The sequence below is a fragment of the Paraburkholderia phytofirmans PsJN genome, assembly GCF_000020125.1.
GTDB classification, from domain to species: Bacteria; Pseudomonadota; Gammaproteobacteria; order Burkholderiales; family Burkholderiaceae; genus Paraburkholderia; species Paraburkholderia phytofirmans.
On sequence record NC_010676.1, the window covers coordinates 161,860 to 182,856 of the forward strand.

The window sequence follows — 20,997 nt, forward strand, 5'->3', positions numbered from 1 at the left end:
CTGAGATCGGAATCGCTGGACCTGTCAGTGCGTCTACCCTTGTAACGTCCCTGCTTCATCTCTCGAGAGAACGCGCCGATCGGTTTTGAATAGCTTCCGGACCTCAAGGCCTATCATCATTTAAACCAGGGGTCAGCGCTCTGCGGGGATCACTTGCAGAAGCGGTTCGGGCGTCAGGGCGATCTCCCCAGTAAAGGGCCGATCGTGAGCAAGGATGAGCAGAATGGTCGTTGCGAACACAGCGGAAAACAGACCGATTGCTACGGCAGATGCCAGCCGGTTTTCACAATGAACCAACGCGATTGCGAACAGCAGGCAGACGCCCAAAAATATCAGGCATGCCCATTTGACACCGCTTACCTGGGTTCGGCTAATCAGAATCCGCTCGCGACGGGCTTCGAGTGCCTGTCGCAAGGATGCCACCACCTCGCGCTGTGCTGTCTCCTGTCCGGGCGTATTCACGGCGAGGGAAAGTGTGGACTGAATTGCCCTGTTCAACGACGGAGGACTGACGTTGAGCGTAACGACTCCCCTCGCCATCAGCGGCCATTCGGTCGTCGCCGTGTATTGGATATAGTCTCGTACGAGCTTTCGCAATTCGACCTGTGATTCTTGCGGCAGAACGGCGGACATGACAACGATCGAGCGTAACGCACCGGCTTCCGTGTTGACCGCGGCATTGGCGCGCGCCGTGTCGTTCCAGACTTGTGCGGCAGTAAATGCGATGAAGAGACCGAAGATAATGCCTATTGGAGAAAGCAAGGCGGGGGAAATCGCCCCGTATGACCGGCCATGCTGGCCGCCGGCGAACATGGCAGTGATGACATGAAGCGCTGCGCCGACGAGAAATGTGGCGCCGAAGGCGACGAGTGTCATCAGCCATATCGGCAGATTGTGCAACCATGTACTCATCATTGCGGCTTCCTCCACGCGCGGCTTGACTTGACGGCTATATCTATTGAATGCCGGTGAATCGACGCGCTCAACCAAACCACAGGAGTCAATCGACAGTCTGTACGCGCGACCACGAACCGTCGCAAGAACCGGCCAGGCAGATCTCTTCGCAATTGAAGCGGCACCTTATTCCGACAGGCGCGTGAGTTCGGCACCTCGATAGAAGACGAAGGGCAGCCAGTTGCTGACTCTGCCGAGTGACATCAGACCTGCAGGGGTGCGTGGCGGGCGGCAGGACGCTTGAAACACGGGTGAGGCCACGGCCTTCAAATACGACTTCTCCGATTCGCGGAGAACTGCGAGCTGGACCGGCGCGCGATCGAAGCGCACGGCTCCATGTTCGTCGGCTCGGCGCGTCCGCTGTTCATATCGGCCAGCCTGTCGCGGCAGCGGGCAAGCAGAACCTGCCACGTCGGGACTATGCTAGCGCTTTCGTCTACTTCGAGGAGCAACTGATGACTCAGACAGCAGGTTCGATGATCACCTTTAGCCGGCCCGACGGCCAGCAGATCCAGGGCTATCTCGCCAAGCCGCAGAGGCTGGAGGGAGCGCCCGCCATCGTCGTGATTCAGGAGTGGTGGGGCGTCAACGATCAAATTCGCGGCGTGGCCGACCGGCTCGCGCAGTGCGGCTACCTGGCGCTGGTGCCCGATCTTTTCCGAGGCAAGACGACGGTGGAAGAGGAGGAAGCCCACCATCTGCTCGACGGGCTCGATTTCGGCGACGCCGCCACGCAGGATGTGCGCGGCGCCGTCCAGTATCTGCAGCAGCATGCGACAAAGGTCGGCGTGACGGGCTTTTGCATGGGCGGCGCGCTGACTTTGCTGGCGCTGTGCAATATCCCTGAAGTGTCCGCCGGCGTGGTCTGGTATGGCTTCCCGCCGCTGGAATATATCGACGCATCGAAAATCAAGGCGCCGCTGATCGGTCACTGGGCGACGCAAGATGATTTCTTCGTGTCTGAAACGGTCGACGCGCTGGAAAGCAAACTGAAGGAAGCGAATGTCGACGTCGAGTTTCATCGCTATCTTGCACACCATGCGTTCGCGAACGAAACGGCGGTCGGCCCCGGCCGTATTCCGAGGACGCAGTTCGATCCGGTGTGGTCGCAACTGGCCTGGGATCGCACGCTGACGTTTTTCGGCCGCACTTTGTGGAAGTAAGCGGCTCGCTTGCCGCTTGAGGCGCGCATCGAATCGCGCCGGCGAAGACTTAACGCGCGCCGCCATGCATGGGCGGCGCGCCACAGACTCCTCCCGGCGCGATCGTAACGTAATCGCGTTCACGGGTTTAAAGCTTCGAACCGCCGTCGACATGCAACGTTTCGCCGGTAACCCACCGTGCGGCATCCGAGGCGAGAAAGGCGACGGCGCCGCCGATATCGTCCGGCTGCGCCACGCGCTTGAGCGCCTGCATACCCAGCGTCGCCGCGCGCCCCGTGTCGGTCTTGGTGAAGTTCGACATATCGGTTTCGACCACACCCGGCGCGACCGCATTCACACGAATCCCACGTTCGCCGAGCGCGGCAGCGAAATGCTTGACGAGCGTATCGACCGCGCCCTTGGTGGCGGCGTAGGCCGACAGCGTGCCGACCGCGGCGCGCGCCGCGAGCGACGACAGCAGCACCACGCTGCTGCCCTTGCACATCACCGGCAGCAATTGCTGCACGAGGAAGTAAGGCGCGCGCACGTTCACGGCGAACAGATCGTCGAAGTCTTCGACGGTCGTGTCCTCGATGCTGACGCCCTTCGAAATCCCGGCGTTCGCCACCAGAATATCCAGCCGATGGCCGATCACGGCGCGCACCTGTTTGGCGAGCGTATGCGGGCCGTCCGCCGCGCGCAGATTCGCGGCGACTTTCTGCGCATTGCCGCCGGCCGCGCGAATTTCCGCAACCACGGCATCTGCCTCTTTTTCGCCGCTGCTGTAGTGAACCAGCACCTGCGCGCCGGCCCTGGCGAGCGCCAGAGCACTGGCGCGGCCGATGCCGCGTGAAGCGCCCGTGACGAGCGCGGTTTTTCCTGTGAGGTCGTTCATGGTGAAACTCCTTCGAGTTGATTCGAGTGCGAGGCAATCAAGTTGGCGAACGCAGCGCCGTATGCTCAGACCGCGGACCCGCTGTCGGCGAGGAACTGCGACACGTGGGCCACAAAACGCTCCGGATACTGGTACAGCGAACCGTGGTTGGCGTCGGGATAGATGATCAATTGCGCGTTCGGCAGGTTCTGCTGAAGAATCCACGAGTTGATCGAATAGATGATCACGTCGTGGTCGCCGTTGACGACGAGCGTCGGCTGCCTGAGGGCCTTCAGATACTCGAAAGGGTTCTCACGCGGCGCGCCCCATTTGGCGAGCGCGGCGAGCTGGGCCGGCGCGACCTTCTCGTTGGCCTCGGGGTCGCGTCCTTCGCTACGCTGGCGGAAGCGCTGCAGGAAACGGCGGCCGGCGGTCTGGCTCGCATCCGAAGGCGAAAAGTGCACACGCAGCCACAGATGATCCGGGCGCGCATACGCAGCGCTGAAAATCTCCTGAGCCTCGGGCGTCAGCGATTGCATCGCCTCGCCGCTGCGCGGACCGGTGCCGACCAGGATCACGCGGCGCACCAGGGCCGGTTCGGCGATCGCCAGTGTCTGTGCGATCAAGCCGCCCATCGAGAAGCCCAGCACGTCGACTTGCTGGAGGCCCAGCGCCTTGATGAACGCGGCGGCGTTGGCCGCCATTTCTTCGATCGACTCCGGCACCTCGCCGGACGTGCTCGAAATGCCGGCGTTGTTGAACAGGATGACTTCGCGATCCTGCGCGAGGCCATTGGTCACGGCCGGGTCCCAGTGATCCATCGTCCCGGTGAAATGGATGTTGAACACGAGCGGCACGCCGCCCGCCTTGCCGAAACGGCGATAGGCGAAGCGGATGCCGTTTGCGTCGACATAGCGGGTCGGCGCGGTCTGGTGGGTGTGGCGGATCGCGGTGGCGTCGTTCGAAGCAACTGTCGAGTTCATTTTCGGTTCCTTGGCGATATAGTTGAAAGGCATGGAGTGCGGGTGCGTGCCGAAAGGCTGCGGAGCTGATTCAGTGGCCTGTCGTCGCGCTGCATGAGAGGTAATGTAGTGGGGGCTTGTGCAAAGGAAAAAGACTTTGTAGGCTGACGGGCATGCCTGCTAGGCATACCAATCGCGGGAAACTCAACGAGGTTTTATGGAGCTTCGACATCTGCGGTACTTCGTGGCCGTCGCCGAAACGGGCAGCCTGACGGTGGCGGCGGAACGGCGTCTGCACACGTCGCAGCCGTCGCTGAGCCGCCAGATTCGCGATCTGGAAGACGAGGTCGGCGCGGAGTTGTTCAGCCGCAGCGCGCGCGGCGTCGAGTTGACCGCGGCGGGCAAAGCCTTCCTCGACCACGCGCGGCTCGCGCTCTCGCAAGTCGACGCCGCTATCGAAGCCGCGCGCCGGGCGGCGCGGCCCTCCAAGCAGGTTTTCGCGCTGGGATTTCTGACCGGCCAGGAAATGACGTGGCTGCCGCGCGCCATGCAGGTGTTGCGCGATGAACTGCCGAATATCGACGTCACGGTGTCGAGCCACTATTCGCCGGACCTCGCGGACGCACTCGCGCGCGGCAAGCTCGACCTTGCGTTTTTGCGTGCCGAGCCGGGCTTCGATCTGGACTATCGGGTGGTCAGTAGCGAGAAGCTGATCGTGCTCATGCCGAGCGACCATCGCCTTACCGAGCGCAGCGCGATCCGTCCGGAGGATTTCGCCGGCGAGACCTTCATCATGGCGTCGAACAAGGCGCGCGTGCTGCACGCTGTGATCCAGCGCTATCTGGACGAAAACGGCATCACGGTCGCGCCCGGGCATGACGTCGACAACCTGGCCATGGCGATGTCGCTGGTCGCCTCCACGCGCGGGCTCGCGTTGATGCCCGAGTATGCGACCAACCTGCTGCCGTGGTCGGTGGTCAGCCGGCCGCTGGAAGGCGAGACGCCGACCGTCGATCTCGTGATCGGCTATAGCAGGTCGAATACATCGCCGGTGCTGAAGCTGTTTCTGTCGAGAGCCGACGAGTTGATGGCGCATGTCAGTGCCGAACCGCGCTGAGCCGGCGGGTTTACCTATACTCCTGTCACTCTGCAAGGCCGCCACTCGTCGTCATACCAACAAGACGGAGCCTCACATGTGGATAGCTATCCGAAACGCGGCCCTCGGGTTGCTGGCATGTTGCATTTTGGGCGCGTGTGCCGGTGCACCCGCAGATTCACAATGCGGTGAAGCGTGCAATGGCCGCGGCCAGCTTCTCGATCATCGCGTCACGTTGAAGCTGAGCGCCACGGAGTTTGCGAAATTGCTGGCGTCGAGCGCAGGCGGCCGGCAACTCGTGCGAATAGCAGGCGCGCCCGCGTGCGGCGTCGAGATCGTGAGCTTTCGCTACCGGACCATCGGCGGCGCGGGCGAGCCTACTCAGGCGAGCGGCGCGTTGATGATTCCGTCAGGAAGTTCGGCGACATGCGGCGGATCGCTGCCGCTCATGCTCTATGCGCACGGCACTACCGCGTACCGCAACTACAACCTCGCCGATATCACACGAACGGACCCGGCCAACGGCGACGGCGCCGGGGAAGGCATCAGCGTAGCGGCCATGTATGCGGCGCAAGGCTATATCGTGGTGGCGACCAACTATGCGGGCTACGCCGGCTCCGATCTCCCTTACCACCCGTATCTCAATGCCGACCAGCAATCCGCCGATGTGATCGACTCGCTGCGCGCGGCACGTGCGGCGCTAGCCGACATGAAAGCCGAAGCAGGCGCGCGCGAAAACGGCAAGCTGTTCGTCACCGGCTATTCGCAAGGCGGCTTCGTGGCAATGGCGACGCATCGGGCGCTGCAAGCGGCCGGCGTCAAGGTGACGGCGTCCGCGCCGGGCTCGGGGCCGTACGCACTTGCAGCCACCGCCGACGCGCTTATCGAAGGCGAGGTCAACCTGGGCGCCACGCTCTTCTCGACGCTGATCGTGACGGGTTATCAGCATGCCTACGGGAATATCTACCGTCAGCCCGGCGACTTCTATGAAGCGGCTTACGCTCCGGCTATCGAAACGCTGCTGCCGAACTTGCAGCCGCTCGACAAGCTGTTCGGAACGGGCAAACTGCCGTCCGCGCATCTCTTCAACAGCGTGCCGCCCGCAACGCAGTACGCCTCGATCACGCCGCCCGCGTCACCGCCTTTGACGCCGCCGCTCCTGAAACCGCTCTTTGCCGCGGGCTTCGGCGATGCCAACCTCGTGCGCAACGCCTATCGCCTGACCTTGCTGGAGGACGCCGCCGCCAATCCCGATGGCGCGTTTCCCAACCCGACGCTTGCGATGAAACCGGCAGCGAATCCGCTGCATCCGTTGCGCCAGGCGTTCAAGCGCAACGACTTGCGCAACTGGGTGCCGCGTGCGCCCGTTCTGATGTGCGGCGGCGCGTCGGATCCCACGGTGTTCTTTTTCAACGCGCGCGTCGAGCAGGCGTATTGGCAGAACGCCAACGTTCCCGCGGGGCTCACGTCCGTGCTGGATGTGGACTCTCCTGTCGTCGGGCCCGGCGATCCGTATGCGCGCGTCAAGCGGGGTTTTGCAGGCGCGAAGGCAGAGGTCGCGAGTCAGGCCGTGGCCCGCGGTGCGACCGACGGCGGCGCCTCAGCCGTGCTGCGGGCGTACCACGGTGAACTGGTCGCGTCGTTCTGCACGGTGGCGGCGCGGGCGTTTTTCGCCAACTTTTGAGCGCACGCCACCCGCGCATTTTCACCGCGCTTACGACATCTCGCCGAGCGATTTTCGGAGCGTTGACGCGATAGGATGGCGCGTTGTCACGACGTGCGTGAACTCGCGGTTGCGCGTCGAATCATCGTCTAGAGCGACAACCAGCCGCGTTCGATCGGCCACGCCAGCAACTTGCGATACAGCGCGATGAGTCCGCGCGTCATGCTCGGGCCGGCGAGCCGCCACGGCGGCGCGACCAGCATGAAAGCCACGGCCGCCACGACGACAGCGCCCGCCATGTCGAGCGGAAAGTGAACGCCGATAAAGATGCGCGCCCAGGCAACCGCGAGCCCGGACAAAACGATGAGCGAGCCGTACCGTTTCACGCCGCCGAGCAGCAGGGTCAGCGCGATGCTCGCGAAGATCGTCCCGTGATCGCTGGGGAACGAGGGGTCCGGTGCATGATCGAGAAACGTATGGCCAATGCCCAGCACGAACGGCCGCGGTTGTGGCCAGACCAGGCCGATGAGCTGATTGATGCCGAGCGCGAGGAGCGTCACGCAGCACGCGCGCAGGGCGGTTTCGCGCTGACGTTCGTCGCCGGAGAGCCACATTGCGGTCAGGCAGAGCGGCACGAGATAGATAAGGTAGTCTGCGATCGAACGTGCGAAGTCGATGCACCATGCCGGTGTCGATAGCGTCGCGTCGATCATGAGGAAAAGCGCCTGGTTGAACGCTTCAAGTGTCTGCATAGAGTGTATTTTTCGATGAATGCTGGCGCCGCTCCGGCGCGTCGATGTCGAAGAATGGTAACGGGCCAACCTTAGGAAATGCTTAGGCCATGTAATCTGTCGGGATACCGCAGGGCATCATGAACCGATATTCAAAGGAGACGAAAACGTGGTGAGGATCGATCCGGACCGGTTGCTGAGTGATCTCAAGCAACTACGCAGTTTCGGCGCCACCGGCCCAGGCGTCGTTCGGCTGGCGCTTTCGCCGGTGGATCTGGCGTCGCGCGAATGGCTCGCCGGACGCATGACGGAGGCGGGACTCGAGGCCGCGATCGACGGCGTGGGGACCGTGTTCGGACGCTCGCGCAAAAGCGGCCCCGCGCTCGTGATCGGCTCGCATACCGACACGCAGCCGACCGGCGGCTGGCTCGACGGCGCAATGGGTGTGATCTACGGGCTGGAGATTGCACGCGCGCTCGCGGAAAACGAGGCGACGCGTCACCTCGCGGTGGACGTCGCATCGTGGATCGATGAAGAAGGCACGTTTTCCGGCCTGCTCGGCAGCCGCAGTTTCGTGGGCGAGAACGTCGACGAGACGATTCGCGACGCGACGAATCGGCAAGGCCAGCGTCTCGCAGACGTGCTCGCCACCGCGGGTCTGGCCGGACGGCCGCGTGCGCGCTTCGAGCCGGGCCGGCAGGTCGCCTATCTCGAACCGCATATCGAGCAGGGCGGCCGGCTGGAAGCGGCCGGCAAATCCATCGGGGTCGTCACCACGATCGTGGGGCTGCGTGAATTGCGGCTGCGCTTCACAGGGCAGCGCAATCATGCGGGCACGACGCCCATGGCGATCCGCCGTGACGCCGGCGCCGCGTTGGTCGCCTTTATCCCGCAGATGAACGAAGCGTTCGCGCAACTTGCGGATGCCGACACCGTCTGGACGGTGGGCCGCATCGACCTCGACCCCGGCTCGTTGAGCGTCGTGCCTGGCGCAGCGCAGATGTATTTGCAATTCCGCGACGCGAACGCCGCGCGTTTGCAGGCGATGGAAGACAGGCTCGCCCAGCTGGTACGGGACTTCAACGCGCGCAGTTCGATCAGCGTCGAGCTGACCACCATCGACGAGCCGATGCAACCCGTGACCATGCACACGGTGCTCGCAGACCATCTCGCCCGCGCCGCCGAAGCGGTGGCGCCCGGCCAATGGATCCGCATGCCGAGCGGCGCCGCGCACGACGCGCAGGTCATCGCGCGCTGCATGCCGGCTTGCATGATGTTCGTGCCGAGCATTGGCGGCGTGAGTCACGATTTCATCGAGGATACGGCCGAGGCGCACATCGTTCTCGGTTGCCAGGTCGCGGCCACGGCTGCGGCGGCGATGCTGGAGGAGCAATGGGCGAAACGGTCGTAAGCGAATCTGGCGATTTCGTCGTGCGCACGATGTCGGCCGGGGACGTCGCGTTGGCCCTCGAATGGGCCGCGCAGGAAGGATGGAACCCCGGCTTGCACGATGCCGAGTGCTTTCGTACGGCCGACCCGCACGGGTTTTTCATCGGCGAATGGCGCGGTGAACCGGTGGCGTGTCTATCCGCTGTCGCGTATGGCGAGGACTTCGGCTTTATCGGCCTCTATATCGTGAAACCGGCGTTTCGCGGTCGAGGCTTCGGCATGCGCGTCTGGCAGCACGGTATGGACTATTTGCGAAACCGCAACGTCGGTCTGGACGGCGTGGTCGCTCAACAGGCGAACTACAGGAAGTCCGGTTTTCAGCTGGCCTATCGCAACATTCGCTTTCAGGGCGTCGCGCAAGACATCGTTCAGGGCGAGCCTTACGCCGACTTGCTGCATGCTTCGGCGCTGCCCTTCGAGTCGCTGAACGACTACGATCGACAATGCTTTCCCGCAGCGCGCGAGCGCTTTCTCGCGGCGTGGCTCGCGCAGCCTGGCGTGATGACGCGAGTGGCGCGAGTGGCAGTGCGCAACGGGCAGGTGGCGGGCTACGGCGTGTTGCGGCGTTGTTTGACGGGCTACAAGATCGGCCCGCTTTTCGCCGATAGCAACGAGATTGCTGCTCGCCTGTTCTCTGCGTTGACGTCGAGCATTGCGGGCGACCTGTTTTTCTTCGATGTGCCCGAGATCAACGCGGATGCGATTGCACTGGCCGAGCGGCATGGCATGACGAGCGTGTTCGAAACCGCGCGGATGTATACGCGGGAGCAGCCCGCCATATCCATTGAACGCGTGTTCGGCGTGACTTCATTCGAGCTGGGCTGACTGCAACGCGGTGCTGCCGTCTGTTCGTCTGTTTGTTCGTTTGTGCAACCACCGGCGGTCCGCGTCGCGAGCCGCCGATGGCAAGCGCTATTTCCATTTCGAGCCGAGGTTCTCCAGTCCGGCTTTCTGCAGATCTTCCGGCAGCATCGCGATGCGCAATTCGCAGTCGGCGTTGAATTTCAGAAACCACGGCTCCGCAAGTGCGGGAATCGCCGACGCGTTGTCGATATCCACCACGACGACTGCTCCGCGCGCTCCACTCTGCTCGGTGAAGTAGACGGCTTCCGGTTTTATTTCTTCCAGTATTTTGCCGATCACTTGCCCGACGGTGCCCTCGCGCACCATGGTGTTGAACGGTTCGTGCGGGATTCGTATGTTGAGAAGCATGCGCATGTCATCCTCCTGTTGACGCCCAAAGGGCTTCTTAAGGATAGATGCTTTATGCGGACGGTTATGCGGTCTATCACGAAGCGTTCAACGCGAGGCAGTGAAAGTCCGCAGTGAAAGTCCGCAGTGGAAGTCATCTGCCATCGCGGACCATGCATTCATCCAGTCAATTTCCGAACAATGACGCTTGCGTGCCGCGACTCGGCGCGTGGCGCGCGGGTTTCGTCTGGGCTTCGGATTTGACCTGAGTCTTGACCGTCGCCCTTTGTTCGAGCGCGAACATGTCCGTTTGCCCGTCCGCTTCCGCTTCGAACGAAGTCTGCCCGGCTTCTAGCGACAGCAGCAGCATCTTGTTCGCCAATCCCCCCGCAAAGCCGGTCAAATCGCCGGACGCGCCGATCACCCGGTGGCACGGCGCCACGATGGAAATCGGATTCTTGCCGTTCGCCGCGCCGACCGCCCGCACCGCATTGACGTTGCCGATCTGCGTCGCGATTTCCGAGTAGCTGCGCGTCTGGCCGAACGGGATGGTCAACAGCGCGGCCCACACCTGCTTCTGAAAGTCCGTTCCCTGGAAGGTCAGCGGAAGGTCGAACTCATGCCGCGTGCCGGCGAAATACTCGTTCAACTGCCGTTCGGTCTCGATCAGCACAGGCCGGTCATTCGCTTCGATCAGCTCACCGAGGCGCACCCGGTTCGGCTTGTCGTGCTCCCACAGAATGGCGGCGAGGCGCTCGCCGTTTGCAACGAGTTTCAACTGGCCGACGGGCGAGTCCATCAATTTGTAGGCGTATGTCACTTTGCTTGCTCCTGACTGGTTGGAGGCACAGATGCGCGCAAGGCGAGTCTGCGAATACGCGCGCCGTGCGCGCCGAATATCCGACAGTGTGAGCCTCGCTCTCTCTGATTGCGCTCCGAATCTTGCTGTCCAATTTCTCGCGACCGATGTCGGTCGGCGGCGCGTTGTTGTGGACGGGACGATGCATCACTGTACAACCCTTTTCAACCGTTTTTGCGCGAGGCTCGTGACTCAGTAGAATTGATACCTCCGATTTGAAGCGCACTGGCAACCGGACCTCTCTTCCACGACTGTGACAACGACACTTGATCATTTGCGGGCCGGCCAGCTCGCGGGCACGCGCCGGCTGAAACTGGCTTGCGGCCTGACTGAATTTCCGCGCGAGATTTTCGACCTCGCCGACACGCTGGAAGTTCTCGACCTGTCGGGCAACGCGCTCACGTCGCTGCCCGACGATCTGCCACGTCTGCGCAAGCTGCGCATTCTCTTCGGCTCCGACAACCCGTTCACCGAGTTGCCCGAGGTGCTGGGACAGTGTTCGCAATTGAGCATGGTCGGCTTCAAGGCCAACCGCATCCGGCATGTATCCGGCAAAGCGCTGCCCCCGCAATTGCGCTGGTTGATCCTCACTGACAACGAGATCGAAGTGTTGCCGGCCGAAATCGGCCGCTGTTCCCAATTGCAAAAGCTGATGCTGGCGGGCAATCGTCTGCGAACGCTGCCCGAAGAATTGGCCGCCTGCTCGCAGCTCGAACTGCTGCGGCTCGCCGCGAATCAGCTCGATGGACTGCCTGACTGGTTGCTGCGTCTGCCGCGGCTGTCCTGGCTGGCGTACGCCGGCAATCCGTTCAGCGAGGCGCTCGAAGCGGCGGCGCTCACCGACACGCCGAGCGTCGCGATAGCGTGGCACGACTTGAAACTCGACGCGCCGTTAGGCGAGGGCGCCTCCGGTGTCATCTATCGCGCGGAGTTGGCGGGTCGGCACGGCGCGTCCCGCTCTGTCGCGGTGAAACTGTTCAAGGGGGCGGTGACCAGCGACGGTTTGCCCGACTGCGAAATGGCAGCCTGCATTCGCGCGGGCGATCATACGAACCTGATCCCGGTGGCGGGGAAAGTGAAGGATCATCCCGCCGGTACGCACGGCCTCGTGATGGAACTGATCGATCCGCAATTCACCAACCTTGCCGGTCCGCCGAGTCTCGAATCCTGCACGCGCGATATCTATGACGCCGACACACGCTTCGATATGGCTTCGGCGTTGGGCATTGCGTACGGTATCGCGTCGGCGGCGTGTCATTTGCACGAGCAAGGCATCATGCACGGCGATCTGTACGCGCACAATATCCTGTACGGCGGAGAGGGGCGCGCGTTGTTGGGCGATTTCGGCGCGGCTTCGTTCTATGCTTTGGGCGATCGGCGCATCGGCCTCGCGCTTCAGCGCCTCGAAGTCAGCGCCTACGGTTGTCTGCTCGAAGAGTTGCTCGAACGATGCGATTGGCCGGAGGCGTCGGCGAACATTCGCGCTCTCCTCGTGGAGTTGAAGGACAATTGCTTGAGCGAGGCGATCGACAGCCGGCCGTTGTTCGATGAGATCACCGCGCGTTTGCTGGCGCTGATGGGCGATCGATGAACGGCGGGTTGCGTTACGACCGCCCTTCGTTCGACTGCGATACTACGAATCGTCAGCGCGGCCCAGAAGGAGAGATTCGATGATGCAGAAGACGCCGCGAAGCATGCCGTCCTGGAGGATGCGTCGCCGGGTGGTGATTGCCGGCGCGCTGGCCGCGGCCGGCATCGGCGGCGCGGCCGATGCAGCGGCTACGCCGGGCGGCAAGCTCAAGATCGCGCTCGTGCTGAAGTCGCTCGGCGACCCGTTTACGATCGCGATGGCGAGCGCCGCGCAGAACTACCAGCAGCATTACGCCTCGCAATTCGATCTGACGGTGCGCGGCACGGCCACCGAAAGCGACACGACCGGGCAGATCCGCATGGTCGAGGAGATGATCAAGGCGAAGATGAACGCAATCGTCATTGCGCCGACCGATTCGAAGGCGCTGACGGCGGTCGTCGCGCGCGCGATCAAGGCGGGCGTCATCGTGGTTTCGATCGACAATCCGCTCGACGAGGCGTTTCAGGACGCGGCCGGCATTTCCGTGCCGTTCGTCGGCCCGAACAATCGCAAGGGCGCGCAGCAGGTGAGCAACTACCTGGCGGAGCGGCTCAAGACGGGCGATCAGGTGGGCGTTATCGAAGGCAGTTCAGCCGACCGCAATGCGCAGCAACGCACGGACGGTTGCCGGGATGCGATGAATGCCGCGGGGATCAACATCGTCGCGGTTCAGACCGGCGACTGGGAATATGGGAAGGGCCGCGACGCCGCTTCGAAGATGCTCAGCGAGCATCCGCAGATCCGCGGGCTGATGTGCGGCAACGACAACATGGCAATGGGCGCGGTCGACGCGGTTCGCGATGCGGGCAGAACCGGCGGCGTGTACGTCACCGGCTACAACGATATCGACGCGATCAAGCCGTTGATCGCCGATGGCCGCGTGCTGGCCACGGTCAATCAGTTCGCCGCGCGGCAAGCCGTATTCGGCGTCGATGTGGCCTTGAAGGCGGTGACCGAACAGAGGAAGCAGAGCGAATTGTCGAGTGTGATCGAAACTCCGCTGCAGCTTGTCACGGCCGCGAATCACTAGAGTGCGAGCCGTCGCAAGGCTGTTGCGAACGTGAGCGGTCTCACGCTCGCAACAGCGCATGTCACGTCGATTATTCCGCCTTGACCTTGCGCGGCTTGGTGGCTTTTTCGAGCTTGTTGTATTCGAACTCAGGTACCGACTTCAACGCATCTTTCGTCGCGCCGGCGAGGAACAGATTGCCGTCGCGGATCTCGAAGTGATCGACCGGAATCGCCACATAGTGCTTGCCCATGCCGAGGAAGCCGCCCACCGATACGACCGCATACGTCGCCTTACGGTCCGGCGAAATGATCACGTCGTAGATGCTGCCGATCTTGTCGTTCAGATCGTTGTAGACCGGCTCGTCGACAAGCGCGCGCCGCACGCTCCAGCCCTTTAGCAGCGCATTGGTTTGCTCGACCGTGCCGCCGAGCGGTTGCAGTCCGGCAATCTGCGCATAGGCGCCTTGTGAGGCGCAGATGGCGGCGAGAGCGGTCGCGCAGATGAGTGTTTTTGCTTTCATTTTCTGCTCCTTGTTGTCTGTTTAGCTGTCAGCTTCGTAGCCCCGTATGCGGAAGCACGTGACGTGCCCGGACGCCGGCGTGAATCGTCAATCGTGTGTCTCTGTACGCCTGGCCACAGAGCACGTTGCGGCAACAATGCACAATCGGCGTGATATCCGGGCAGCGCATGCGGCGCACTTGCGCCCGGCGCGCCCGGCCGCTTGCCCGGCGCGAACCGATGCGCGGCGACGGCCGCCAACGCCTGCCGCATTGGAGAAGCAATGGGCTGGAAAAGTCTGCTGATCGAAACACCGGTCTGGTTGATGGGCCGCTTCTACCCGCCACGGTTTGATCCGAGTCGCGACACGCCGCGCGAGATTCTCGTGCTGCGTCCGAACGATTTCGGCGAACTGCTCACCACCACACCGCTCTTCGAGGCGCTGCGTAAGCGCTTTCCCACGACGCGCCTGATCGCCGGCGTAGGCAGTTGGGGGCGTCCGATACTCGAGAACAATCCCTTCGTCGACGAGATCGTGGAAATCGACGCGCCCTGGAACAACAAGCTCGTCGAGGACCGTTCGCACGGCAACGTGCTGCGTTTTCTATGGAAGTCTCCACAGGTCATCGCACTGCGCGCGCGCGGCGGCTTCGATGTGGGTATCGACGTGCTCGGCAGTTACATGGGCGCGCTGCTGATGATGCGCACGGGCGTGCGGTATCGCATCGGCGTGCGCGGCTATCGCGGCGGCTGGAGCGGCTGTCAGGCGTTTATCGAATTCGCTGCCCGGCAATGCGGCCGCGCCGCGCTTGCGCAGGGCGAACTGATCGGCGCGACGGCGCTGCCGGAAGCGCGCCCGCAACTGTTCCTGACCGACGACGAGCGTGCCACCGCATCGCAAATCTGGAGTGCGGGCAACGTGCCGGGGCGTCGTACCGTGCGGTTGATCGTCGGCGTCGGGGCCGGCGTGGCGACCAAGGCATGGGACGCGCGTCAGGTGGGCGCCGCGCTCGCGCGGATCGCGCAGACGTTGGAACAAGCCGGCGACGCGTGCGATATCGTGATCGTCGGCAGCAAAGCGGATCAGGCGCGCGCCGTCGAGGCGATCGCCGCGGCGGGTTCGGGCGTGCCGGTCCGCTCGCTGGCAGGCGAGGTGCCGATGCGCGTGATGTTCGCTCTCGCTGAAGAGGCCAACGTCGTGCTGACGAACTCGACGATGTTGATGCACGTCGCGGCCGCGTTTCGCCGTCCGACCGTTGCCGTGATCGGCGGAAGCATCACCCGACCCGACAGGCACGATGCCATCTGGGGTTATCCGCCGCCGTATCGCAGTGTGTCGCCTGAGCAATATGTCGCGGGCGAACCTGCGCGGAACTGGCCGAGCGTCGAGCGGGTCGTGCAAGCGGTGCTGGAGGCGGTCGCCACCCAGCAGCGGGCGCAAGTCGACGCGGCAGCCTGACGTTGTACTAACTGCGATTTCTAGGCCGTTTTTCCACGGCGGTAGAATTTCAATTCTTCCTGCCTCGCAGCACGGACCTTGTACAAGGACGGAGCATTGCCGTGGACACGCCTGACCTCTACAAACTCTACCGGGATTACATCGGCTGCCTGAACAAACAGGACTGGCCGAACCTCGGGCAATACGTTGACGACGACGTGCACTACAACGGTCAGCGCATCGGTTTATCGGGCTACCGCGAGATGCTGGAGAGAGACTTCCGTGAAATTCCGGACCTTTATTTCAACATCCAGTTGTTGATTTCGGATCCGCCTTATATAGCCAGCCGGCTCGGCTTCGTGTGTACGCCAGTGGGCACATTTCTCGGCCTCGCCGTCAACGGCAAGCGCGTTTCCTTCACGGAGAACGTGTTCTATCAATTCCGCAATGGAAAGATCGAGCAGGTGTGGTCGGTGATCGATAAGGCGGCCATCGAAGCGCAGCTCGAATCCCCGGGCGCCGCTTGAACATTGAGCCGTCAGTTTTGCGGCTCCGCAGGTTCAACGAGCCGCGGCGGTTGGCGGCGGTGTCTGCACGACAGGCGCGGCAGCTTGCAGGATGTCGTCCCGAAGGCGCGTGCGCGGTGGATAGATACGTATGCAGTTGATAGTCTGCTTGGTCGCTTTCGCGGCGTCGCCTTCGGACACGAGATGCCGGTCCCAGCCCTCTGTGTACACGGCGCCCCAGGGACCGAGATCGAGAATGGTCGTGTACCAGTCGATATGAAGCGGCAGCATCTCGCCGCCGAGCAGATCGCAGACGACATTGTGACCGGCGTAGCGTCCCATCGGCCGGCTGTGCTGGCATGACATGACCGATGGCCGCGCGCCGTCGATCAACACGCGCGCGCAGTCACCCGCAGCGAATACATGCGGGACGTTTTCCACGCGCATGAAGGCATCTACCGGAAGGCGTCCAAAAGGATCGAGTGTCACGGGGATTTGCGCGGTCAACGCGTTCGCGCGCATGCCGCCGCACCAGATCACCGTGGCCGCATCGATGCGCCTGCCATTCGTGAGTTCGACGCCGTCGGCGTCCACCGACTGCAGGGATACGCCGGCAAGCATCTCGACGCCGAGAGCGTCCATGGCGCGCTCGATGACAGGCTGCGCGCCGCCCATCGCCTGGCCGATCTTCGCCGAGCGATCGGCCAGCACCACATGCACGGCATCTCGATGCGCGTCGCCCGCGATGCCGCGCAATCGCGCCGGCAATTCGGCAGCCAGTTCGATGCCCGTCAAGCCGGCCCCGACTACGACGGCGGTAAACGGACTCGCCGCATTCGCAAGCGACGGCAAGCCGCGCAAGTGCGTCGCGAGTTTCGCTGCGCCTGAGAAGGTGTCGACGTCGAACGCGTGCTCGGTCAAGCCGGGAATGTCGGGGTGGACGAGTTGGCTGCCTGCCGCGATAACGAGCCGGTCGTAGGGGAGCGTCTGCGTCGGCCCTTGGGTCTGAACGGCGATGCGACCGTTCGCCGAATCGATGCCGGATACTTCGCCTTCGACAAGCCGCACACCGATCGGCCCGAGAACATCGGCGAGCGGCACGCGCGTCTCGTCCAGATTCTGTTCGTAGTTCCGCACGCGGATGCTGTGATATGGCGTGCCGTTGACTACGACCATTTCCACCTGATCGGCGGGCACGCGCAGTTCATCGAGTTTGCGCGCCGCGCCTATCGCGCTCCACAGTCCGGCGAAGCCTGCGCCGATCACCACGATCCGCTTCAAGACGTTCTCCTATGGGAATGCTGTGTGGACCTTCAGGCGTCGGCGCAGCGGCGGCCGTTTTCAAGGGCATGATGGCCCGCGCTGGTAGCTTACTCGCGCCAAAGCGGACGCTGAAGCCGATCGTCAGTGCTCCTCCGCCATGCTCGCCAATTTTAGCGACCGCGATTTAATCGCATGCGATGTATAATGCCGTTAGCGAGGCGTGAGCCTCTACCCAACGAGGACGAAGATGAAATCGACCGACCAACCCGCTTCCACGGATGTAAAGCTTTCTGACTTTCTGTGCTTTGCGGTCTATTCCGCGAACCTGGCATTCGGCAAGGCCTACAAGCCGATTCTCGAAGAGCTGGGGCTGACCTACACGCAATACATCACGATCATTGCGCTGTGGGAGGAGGACAACCAGACTGTCAGCAGTCTGGGCGAGAAGCTGTTCCTCGAGTCCAACACGCTCACGCCGATCCTGAAGAAGCTGGAGGCGGCAGGTTATGTCGAAAGACAGCGGGACCCGGAAGACGAGCGTCAGGTGCGGGTGGGTCTCACGAAAAGCGGCCGGCGCCTGCGCGAAAAAGGTCTGAACATGGACCTTGTCGAGGCAACCGGCCTTGCGCCGGATGAGTTCTCGAAAGTGCAGAAGGCAATCGTGACGCTGCGCAACAATCTCGTCAAAGCGGTGCAGAACGGGGGATGAGCGGCGGATCGCTCGATCCATGAGCGCATCGTCAGGCGGCTTGCAAAACGAAGAAGCCTGCGGACGTCGTCCGCGGGCTTCTTCGTTTATTGCGCCACGGTAATGCTCGACCGTTAGCGCTCAATTTAACCGTCAGCCGCGCTCCGGCAGCTTCCAGTTCGGACGGACGAAATGGCACGTGTAGCCGTTGGGAATGCGCTCCAGATAGTCCTGATGTTCCGGCTCAGCCTCCCAGAACGGGCCGGCCGGAGCGACTTCGGTGACCACCTTGCCGGGCCAGAGATCGGAAGCCTCGACGTCGGCGATGGTGTTCTCGGCCACTCGCTTCTGCTCATCGTCGAGATAGAAGATGGCCGAGCGGTAGCTCATGCCGGTATCGTTGCCCTGGCGGTTCTTCGTCGTTGGATCGTGAATCTGGAAGAAAAACTCGAGGATCTTGCGATAGCTGATCTGGCTTGGGTCGAACACGATCTCGAGCGCCTCGGCATGCGTGCCGTGGTTGCGGTAAGTGGCGTTGGGCACGTCGCCGCCGGTGTAGCCCACGCGCGTGGATAGCACGCCGGGGTAACGCCGCAGCAGGTCTTGCATGCCCCAGAAGCAGCCGCCGGCCAGGATGGCGGTTTCGGTTTGCGTCGTCATGTCAATCCAATCCTTTTCGTCAGTGGTTGGCTCGCCGTCTATCGGATGCGATCCCGCAAGCATGCCAGAGATCGGCTCGGCTAGCCGACCGGCAGGCAAAACCCATCATGCCGCCATTGGCATGCGTAGCCGGCCGGGATCTTGCCGCGACCGGCGCGTGCCTCAATGACGGGCGTAAAGATTGTCGCGGGGCGCGAGGGCAACCCGGCTCGCGGATTCCGACTGACCCGAGACGACACCGCCATACGCCGCTTGCGCGGCGCCTGCGTCGTCGTTGCTCGCGGCGACGGTTTGCGCGCTCTGGCCGCGTTGCGACGCCGGGGCACCGACCGAAGGCCGGTAGAAGGGAGCCGGACCATAGCCGCTGGCGAACGCGGGCGCGGCGGCGGAAGCGGACAGTGCGAGGAGCAGTGCAGCAACGAATTTGGTTTTCATGGTGAAACTCCGCTAAAAAATGTTCGATGAGGGGTGCGAGCCTTGCCGGATCGCACCCACAAGTGCCGGTTCGGTGATCGAAAAATCAGGCGACGTTGACTACCACGTCGATGTTCCCGCGCGTGGCTTTCGAATACGGGCAGATCTGGTGTGCTTCATGCGCGATGGCCTCGGCGACTTCGCGCGCCACGCCCGGCACGCTGACGTTGAAGCGGGCCTGGAGCAAGTAGGCGTCGCCGGTCATGCCCAGGTCCACCTCGATATCCACGGACAGATCGGACGGCAGCGTCACTTTCTTCGCCTGAGCCACCAGGCCGATCGCCGAGATGTAACAGGCCGACCAGGCGCCGGCGAACAACTGCTCCGCGGTCGGATGAGCCTCTACAGCCGGGAACGTGATGTCCGCGCCGGCGCCTTTGCCCGCCGACAGATTGAGGTCGACGCGGCCGCCGCGGCCGCTGAACGTCGTGTGGGTTTTGCCGGTGAGCAGGACTTTTTCGATCTTGGTCATGATGAATTCCTTGATGGTCAGAACGGTGAAGTTGCTTTAAATCGTATGCGATGTAATCGCATGCGTCGAATAATGGAGGAGAAGTTTTGCCTTGTCAAGCGCATAAGATTAAATCGCATGCGATTTAATCTGTTCGGAGCGGCACGCGGTTGCCGGCCTCGGGCGCGCTTGCCTCACCGCGGCAGCCTCTGACGACGATTTCCGGCCGGTCCGCGCCGCTGCGATTGACTAGACTACGAGTTACCTCAATCCGACGCGCACTACGCCGTGAAGCGAAAGATGATCCCGGAGGACGACAGAAAGATCGACGCCGACGCGCAAAACCGCGCGGCGAGCGACGGCATTCGCGGTGAGGCGGCCGGCGAGGGCGGACGTGGCGTCATACGGTCGGCGGCGACATGGCTGGAGCAGCTCGATCCCGGCACGCATCGCCGGATCAAGGGACTGCGGCTCGTCACCGCGTACGGGATCGCCGCCGCGCTCGGAACCTTGCAGGACGTCACCCACGGTTTGCCCGGTGCGACGCTGGTCGGTTCGCTGGCCGGCAATTTCGCGCTGTGGGCCAGCGTCTCGGAAGCGCGTGTCTCCCGGCCCGAATCCAGTCGCGACCTGGCATTCCTGTGTGCCGCCGCCGTGCTTGGCGCGGCCATGTTCATCGCGTTCGCCCCGATCCTGCAGACCCTCGGCGCGGCGGGCCCCGAACTGACGCTCGTCACCGGCGCGTTTCTCGTCGGCTACCTGAAGCGCTTCGGCATTCTGGGCGCGGGAATGGGCTCGCAGATATTCATCGGCCAATTGCTGGCTTACAACATTCACCTGACGCCTGTCGACATGCCGGCCGTCTTGGTGGCGGGACTGATCGCCATGCTTGCGTCCATTGTTCCGCGTCTGCTCAGCGGTCCGGCGGAGCGTCCGGCCCTGACGGTGCTTTCGCCCGTCGACATGCCGGATCGCTGGAAACTTTCGGCCGAACTCATCATGGGCCTGCAGGCGGCGAGCGGCGCGCTGGTCGTGGTCGTGTTGAACGAGACGATCGGCCTCAAGGAATCCGCCTGGGCGATCACGGCAAGCACCTACGTGGTGGCGGGCTCGGCGAGCGGCACGGCAGAACGAGTGCGCAGGCGGATCATCGGCACCCTGGTCGGCGTGCCGCTGGGTCTGGCCTGCCTGCCGCTCGTCGAACACGTGCCGCTGCTCGCCTGGGCCGCCGTCGCGGCCGCCATGATCATCTACGCGATGGCTTTGCCAGAGCGCTACGACATCGCTTGCGGGGCGTTCGCCGTCACCTTGATCGTGACGCTGGCGATCGGCGGCGTGCATTCCATTTCGTTTCTTGGCGCTCGCGCGTGGGAGACGCTGCTTGGCGGAGTGGTTGGACTGCTGGCGGCGAAATTCATCTTTCCGCTGCGCGTGTGACGGGTCCTCTTGGCGAGCG

General features: G+C 63.1%; 22 protein-coding genes. 11 read left to right on the top strand and 11 right to left on the bottom strand.

The annotated features are described in order from the left end of the window. Positions 1–132: 132 nt before the first annotated feature. On the bottom strand, positions 133–915 hold the full coding sequence (locus tag BPHYT_RS20500) for a bestrophin-like domain (RefSeq protein ID WP_012426020.1): 783 nt from the start codon (positions 913–915) through the stop codon (positions 133–135). 494 nt (positions 916–1,409) lie between these two features. Between BPHYT_RS20500 and BPHYT_RS20505 the strand changes: the two genes are divergently transcribed. Continuing rightward, the gene (locus BPHYT_RS20505) at positions 1,410–2,117 is read left to right on the top strand and encodes a dienelactone hydrolase family protein (protein WP_012426021.1); all 708 of its coding nucleotides are present in this window, start codon (positions 1,410–1,412) and stop codon (positions 2,115–2,117) included. 127 nt (positions 2,118–2,244) lie between these two features. Here BPHYT_RS20505 and BPHYT_RS20510 read toward each other — a convergent pair whose 3' ends face one another. Together BPHYT_RS20510 and BPHYT_RS20515 are read right to left on the bottom strand one after the other, a co-directional pair. After that, positions 2,245–2,991: an SDR family NAD(P)-dependent oxidoreductase gene (locus BPHYT_RS20510; protein WP_012426022.1), complete on the bottom strand. Its 747-nt coding sequence runs from the start codon at positions 2,989–2,991 to the stop codon at positions 2,245–2,247. A gap of 65 nt (positions 2,992–3,056) precedes the next feature. Further along, on the bottom strand, positions 3,057–3,953 hold the full coding sequence (locus BPHYT_RS20515; RefSeq protein ID WP_012426023.1) for an alpha/beta fold hydrolase: 897 nt from the start codon (positions 3,951–3,953) through the stop codon (positions 3,057–3,059). A gap of 196 nt (positions 3,954–4,149) precedes the next feature. Here BPHYT_RS20515 and BPHYT_RS20520 point away from each other — a divergent pair, with 196 nt between their 5' ends. Next, entirely contained in the window at positions 4,150–5,049 is a 900-nt protein-coding gene (locus tag BPHYT_RS20520) for a LysR substrate-binding domain-containing protein (protein WP_012426024.1), read from the top strand. 76 nt (positions 5,050–5,125) lie between these two features. Beyond that, a complete protein-coding gene (locus tag BPHYT_RS20525) occupies positions 5,126–6,712 on the top strand; it encodes an alpha/beta hydrolase family protein (protein WP_012426025.1) in 1,587 nt (528 codons plus the stop codon). A 128-nt stretch (positions 6,713–6,840) separates the two neighbouring features. On the opposite strand, the gene BPHYT_RS20530 is transcribed toward BPHYT_RS20525, so the two are convergent. Continuing rightward, the gene (locus BPHYT_RS20530) at positions 6,841–7,443 is read right to left on the bottom strand and encodes a phosphatase PAP2 family protein (protein WP_012426026.1); all 603 of its coding nucleotides are present in this window, start codon (positions 7,441–7,443) and stop codon (positions 6,841–6,843) included. Between the two features lie 148 nt (positions 7,444–7,591). Here BPHYT_RS20530 and BPHYT_RS20535 point away from each other — a divergent pair, with 148 nt between their 5' ends. Both BPHYT_RS20535 and BPHYT_RS20540 read left to right on the top strand, forming a co-directional pair. Next, on the top strand, positions 7,592–8,833 hold the full coding sequence (locus BPHYT_RS20535; protein WP_012426027.1) for a Zn-dependent hydrolase: 1,242 nt from the start codon (positions 7,592–7,594) through the stop codon (positions 8,831–8,833). Beyond that, complete coding sequence (locus BPHYT_RS20540; RefSeq protein WP_012426028.1) at positions 8,815–9,696, top strand: GNAT family N-acetyltransferase; 882 nt, start codon at positions 8,815–8,817, stop codon at positions 9,694–9,696. The genes BPHYT_RS20535 and BPHYT_RS20540 overlap by 19 nt, the downstream gene beginning before the upstream one ends. A gap of 87 nt (positions 9,697–9,783) precedes the next feature. Here BPHYT_RS20540 and BPHYT_RS20545 read toward each other — a convergent pair whose 3' ends face one another. Beyond that, on the bottom strand, positions 9,784–10,089 hold the full coding sequence (locus BPHYT_RS20545; RefSeq protein ID WP_012426029.1) for a hypothetical protein: 306 nt from the start codon (positions 10,087–10,089) through the stop codon (positions 9,784–9,786). Between the two features lie 160 nt (positions 10,090–10,249). After that, positions 10,250–10,882: a methylated-DNA--[protein]-cysteine S-methyltransferase gene (locus tag BPHYT_RS20550; protein WP_012426030.1), complete on the bottom strand. Its 633-nt coding sequence runs from the start codon at positions 10,880–10,882 to the stop codon at positions 10,250–10,252. Between the two features lie 292 nt (positions 10,883–11,174). Here BPHYT_RS20550 and BPHYT_RS20555 point away from each other — a divergent pair, with 292 nt between their 5' ends. Both BPHYT_RS20555 and BPHYT_RS20560 read left to right on the top strand, forming a co-directional pair. Beyond that, a complete protein-coding gene (locus tag BPHYT_RS20555; RefSeq protein ID WP_012426031.1) occupies positions 11,175–12,512 on the top strand; it encodes a leucine-rich repeat-containing protein kinase family protein in 1,338 nt (445 codons plus the stop codon). Positions 12,513–12,591: 79 nt separating this feature from the next. After that, positions 12,592–13,581, top strand: coding sequence for a substrate-binding domain-containing protein (locus tag BPHYT_RS20560; RefSeq protein ID WP_012426032.1), 990 nt, complete (start codon positions 12,592–12,594; stop codon positions 13,579–13,581). A gap of 70 nt (positions 13,582–13,651) precedes the next feature. On the opposite strand, the gene BPHYT_RS20565 is transcribed toward BPHYT_RS20560, so the two are convergent. Further along, positions 13,652–14,083, bottom strand: coding sequence for a PRC-barrel domain-containing protein (locus BPHYT_RS20565; RefSeq protein WP_012426033.1), 432 nt, complete (start codon positions 14,081–14,083; stop codon positions 13,652–13,654). A 261-nt stretch (positions 14,084–14,344) separates the two neighbouring features. On the opposite strand from BPHYT_RS20565, the gene BPHYT_RS20570 reads away from it, so the two are divergent. Together BPHYT_RS20570 and BPHYT_RS20575 are read left to right on the top strand one after the other, a co-directional pair. After that, positions 14,345–15,520, top strand: a complete 1,176-nt coding sequence (locus tag BPHYT_RS20570) for a glycosyltransferase family 9 protein (protein ID WP_012426034.1) — start codon at positions 14,345–14,347, stop codon at positions 15,518–15,520. 101 nt (positions 15,521–15,621) lie between these two features. After that, positions 15,622–16,026, top strand: coding sequence for an ester cyclase (locus BPHYT_RS20575; RefSeq protein ID WP_012426035.1), 405 nt, complete (start codon positions 15,622–15,624; stop codon positions 16,024–16,026). 33 nt (positions 16,027–16,059) lie between these two features. On the opposite strand, the gene BPHYT_RS20580 is transcribed toward BPHYT_RS20575, so the two are convergent. Beyond that, entirely contained in the window at positions 16,060–17,286 is a 1,227-nt protein-coding gene (locus tag BPHYT_RS20580; RefSeq protein ID WP_012426036.1) for an NAD(P)/FAD-dependent oxidoreductase, read from the bottom strand. 229 nt (positions 17,287–17,515) lie between these two features. Here BPHYT_RS20580 and BPHYT_RS20585 point away from each other — a divergent pair, with 229 nt between their 5' ends. Beyond that, positions 17,516–17,977 carry a MarR family winged helix-turn-helix transcriptional regulator gene (locus BPHYT_RS20585; protein ID WP_012426037.1) on the top strand — a complete coding sequence of 154 codons (462 nt, stop codon included), beginning with the start codon at positions 17,516–17,518 and terminating at the stop codon, positions 17,975–17,977. A gap of 132 nt (positions 17,978–18,109) precedes the next feature. Here BPHYT_RS20585 and msrA read toward each other — a convergent pair whose 3' ends face one another. The 3 genes from msrA to BPHYT_RS20600 form a co-directional block, all read right to left on the bottom strand. Further along, positions 18,110–18,616, bottom strand: a complete 507-nt coding sequence (msrA, locus tag BPHYT_RS20590) for a peptide-methionine (S)-S-oxide reductase MsrA (RefSeq protein WP_012426038.1) — start codon at positions 18,614–18,616, stop codon at positions 18,110–18,112. A 162-nt stretch (positions 18,617–18,778) separates the two neighbouring features. Continuing rightward, positions 18,779–19,051, bottom strand: coding sequence for a hypothetical protein (locus BPHYT_RS20595; protein ID WP_012426039.1), 273 nt, complete (start codon positions 19,049–19,051; stop codon positions 18,779–18,781). Between the two features lie 85 nt (positions 19,052–19,136). Further along, entirely contained in the window at positions 19,137–19,562 is a 426-nt protein-coding gene (locus tag BPHYT_RS20600; protein ID WP_012426040.1) for an Ohr family peroxiredoxin, read from the bottom strand. Positions 19,563–19,841: 279 nt separating this feature from the next. Here BPHYT_RS20600 and BPHYT_RS20605 point away from each other — a divergent pair, with 279 nt between their 5' ends. Next, a complete protein-coding gene (locus BPHYT_RS20605) occupies positions 19,842–20,978 on the top strand; it encodes an FUSC family protein (protein WP_012426041.1) in 1,137 nt (378 codons plus the stop codon). Positions 20,979–20,997: the final 19 nt, after the last annotated feature.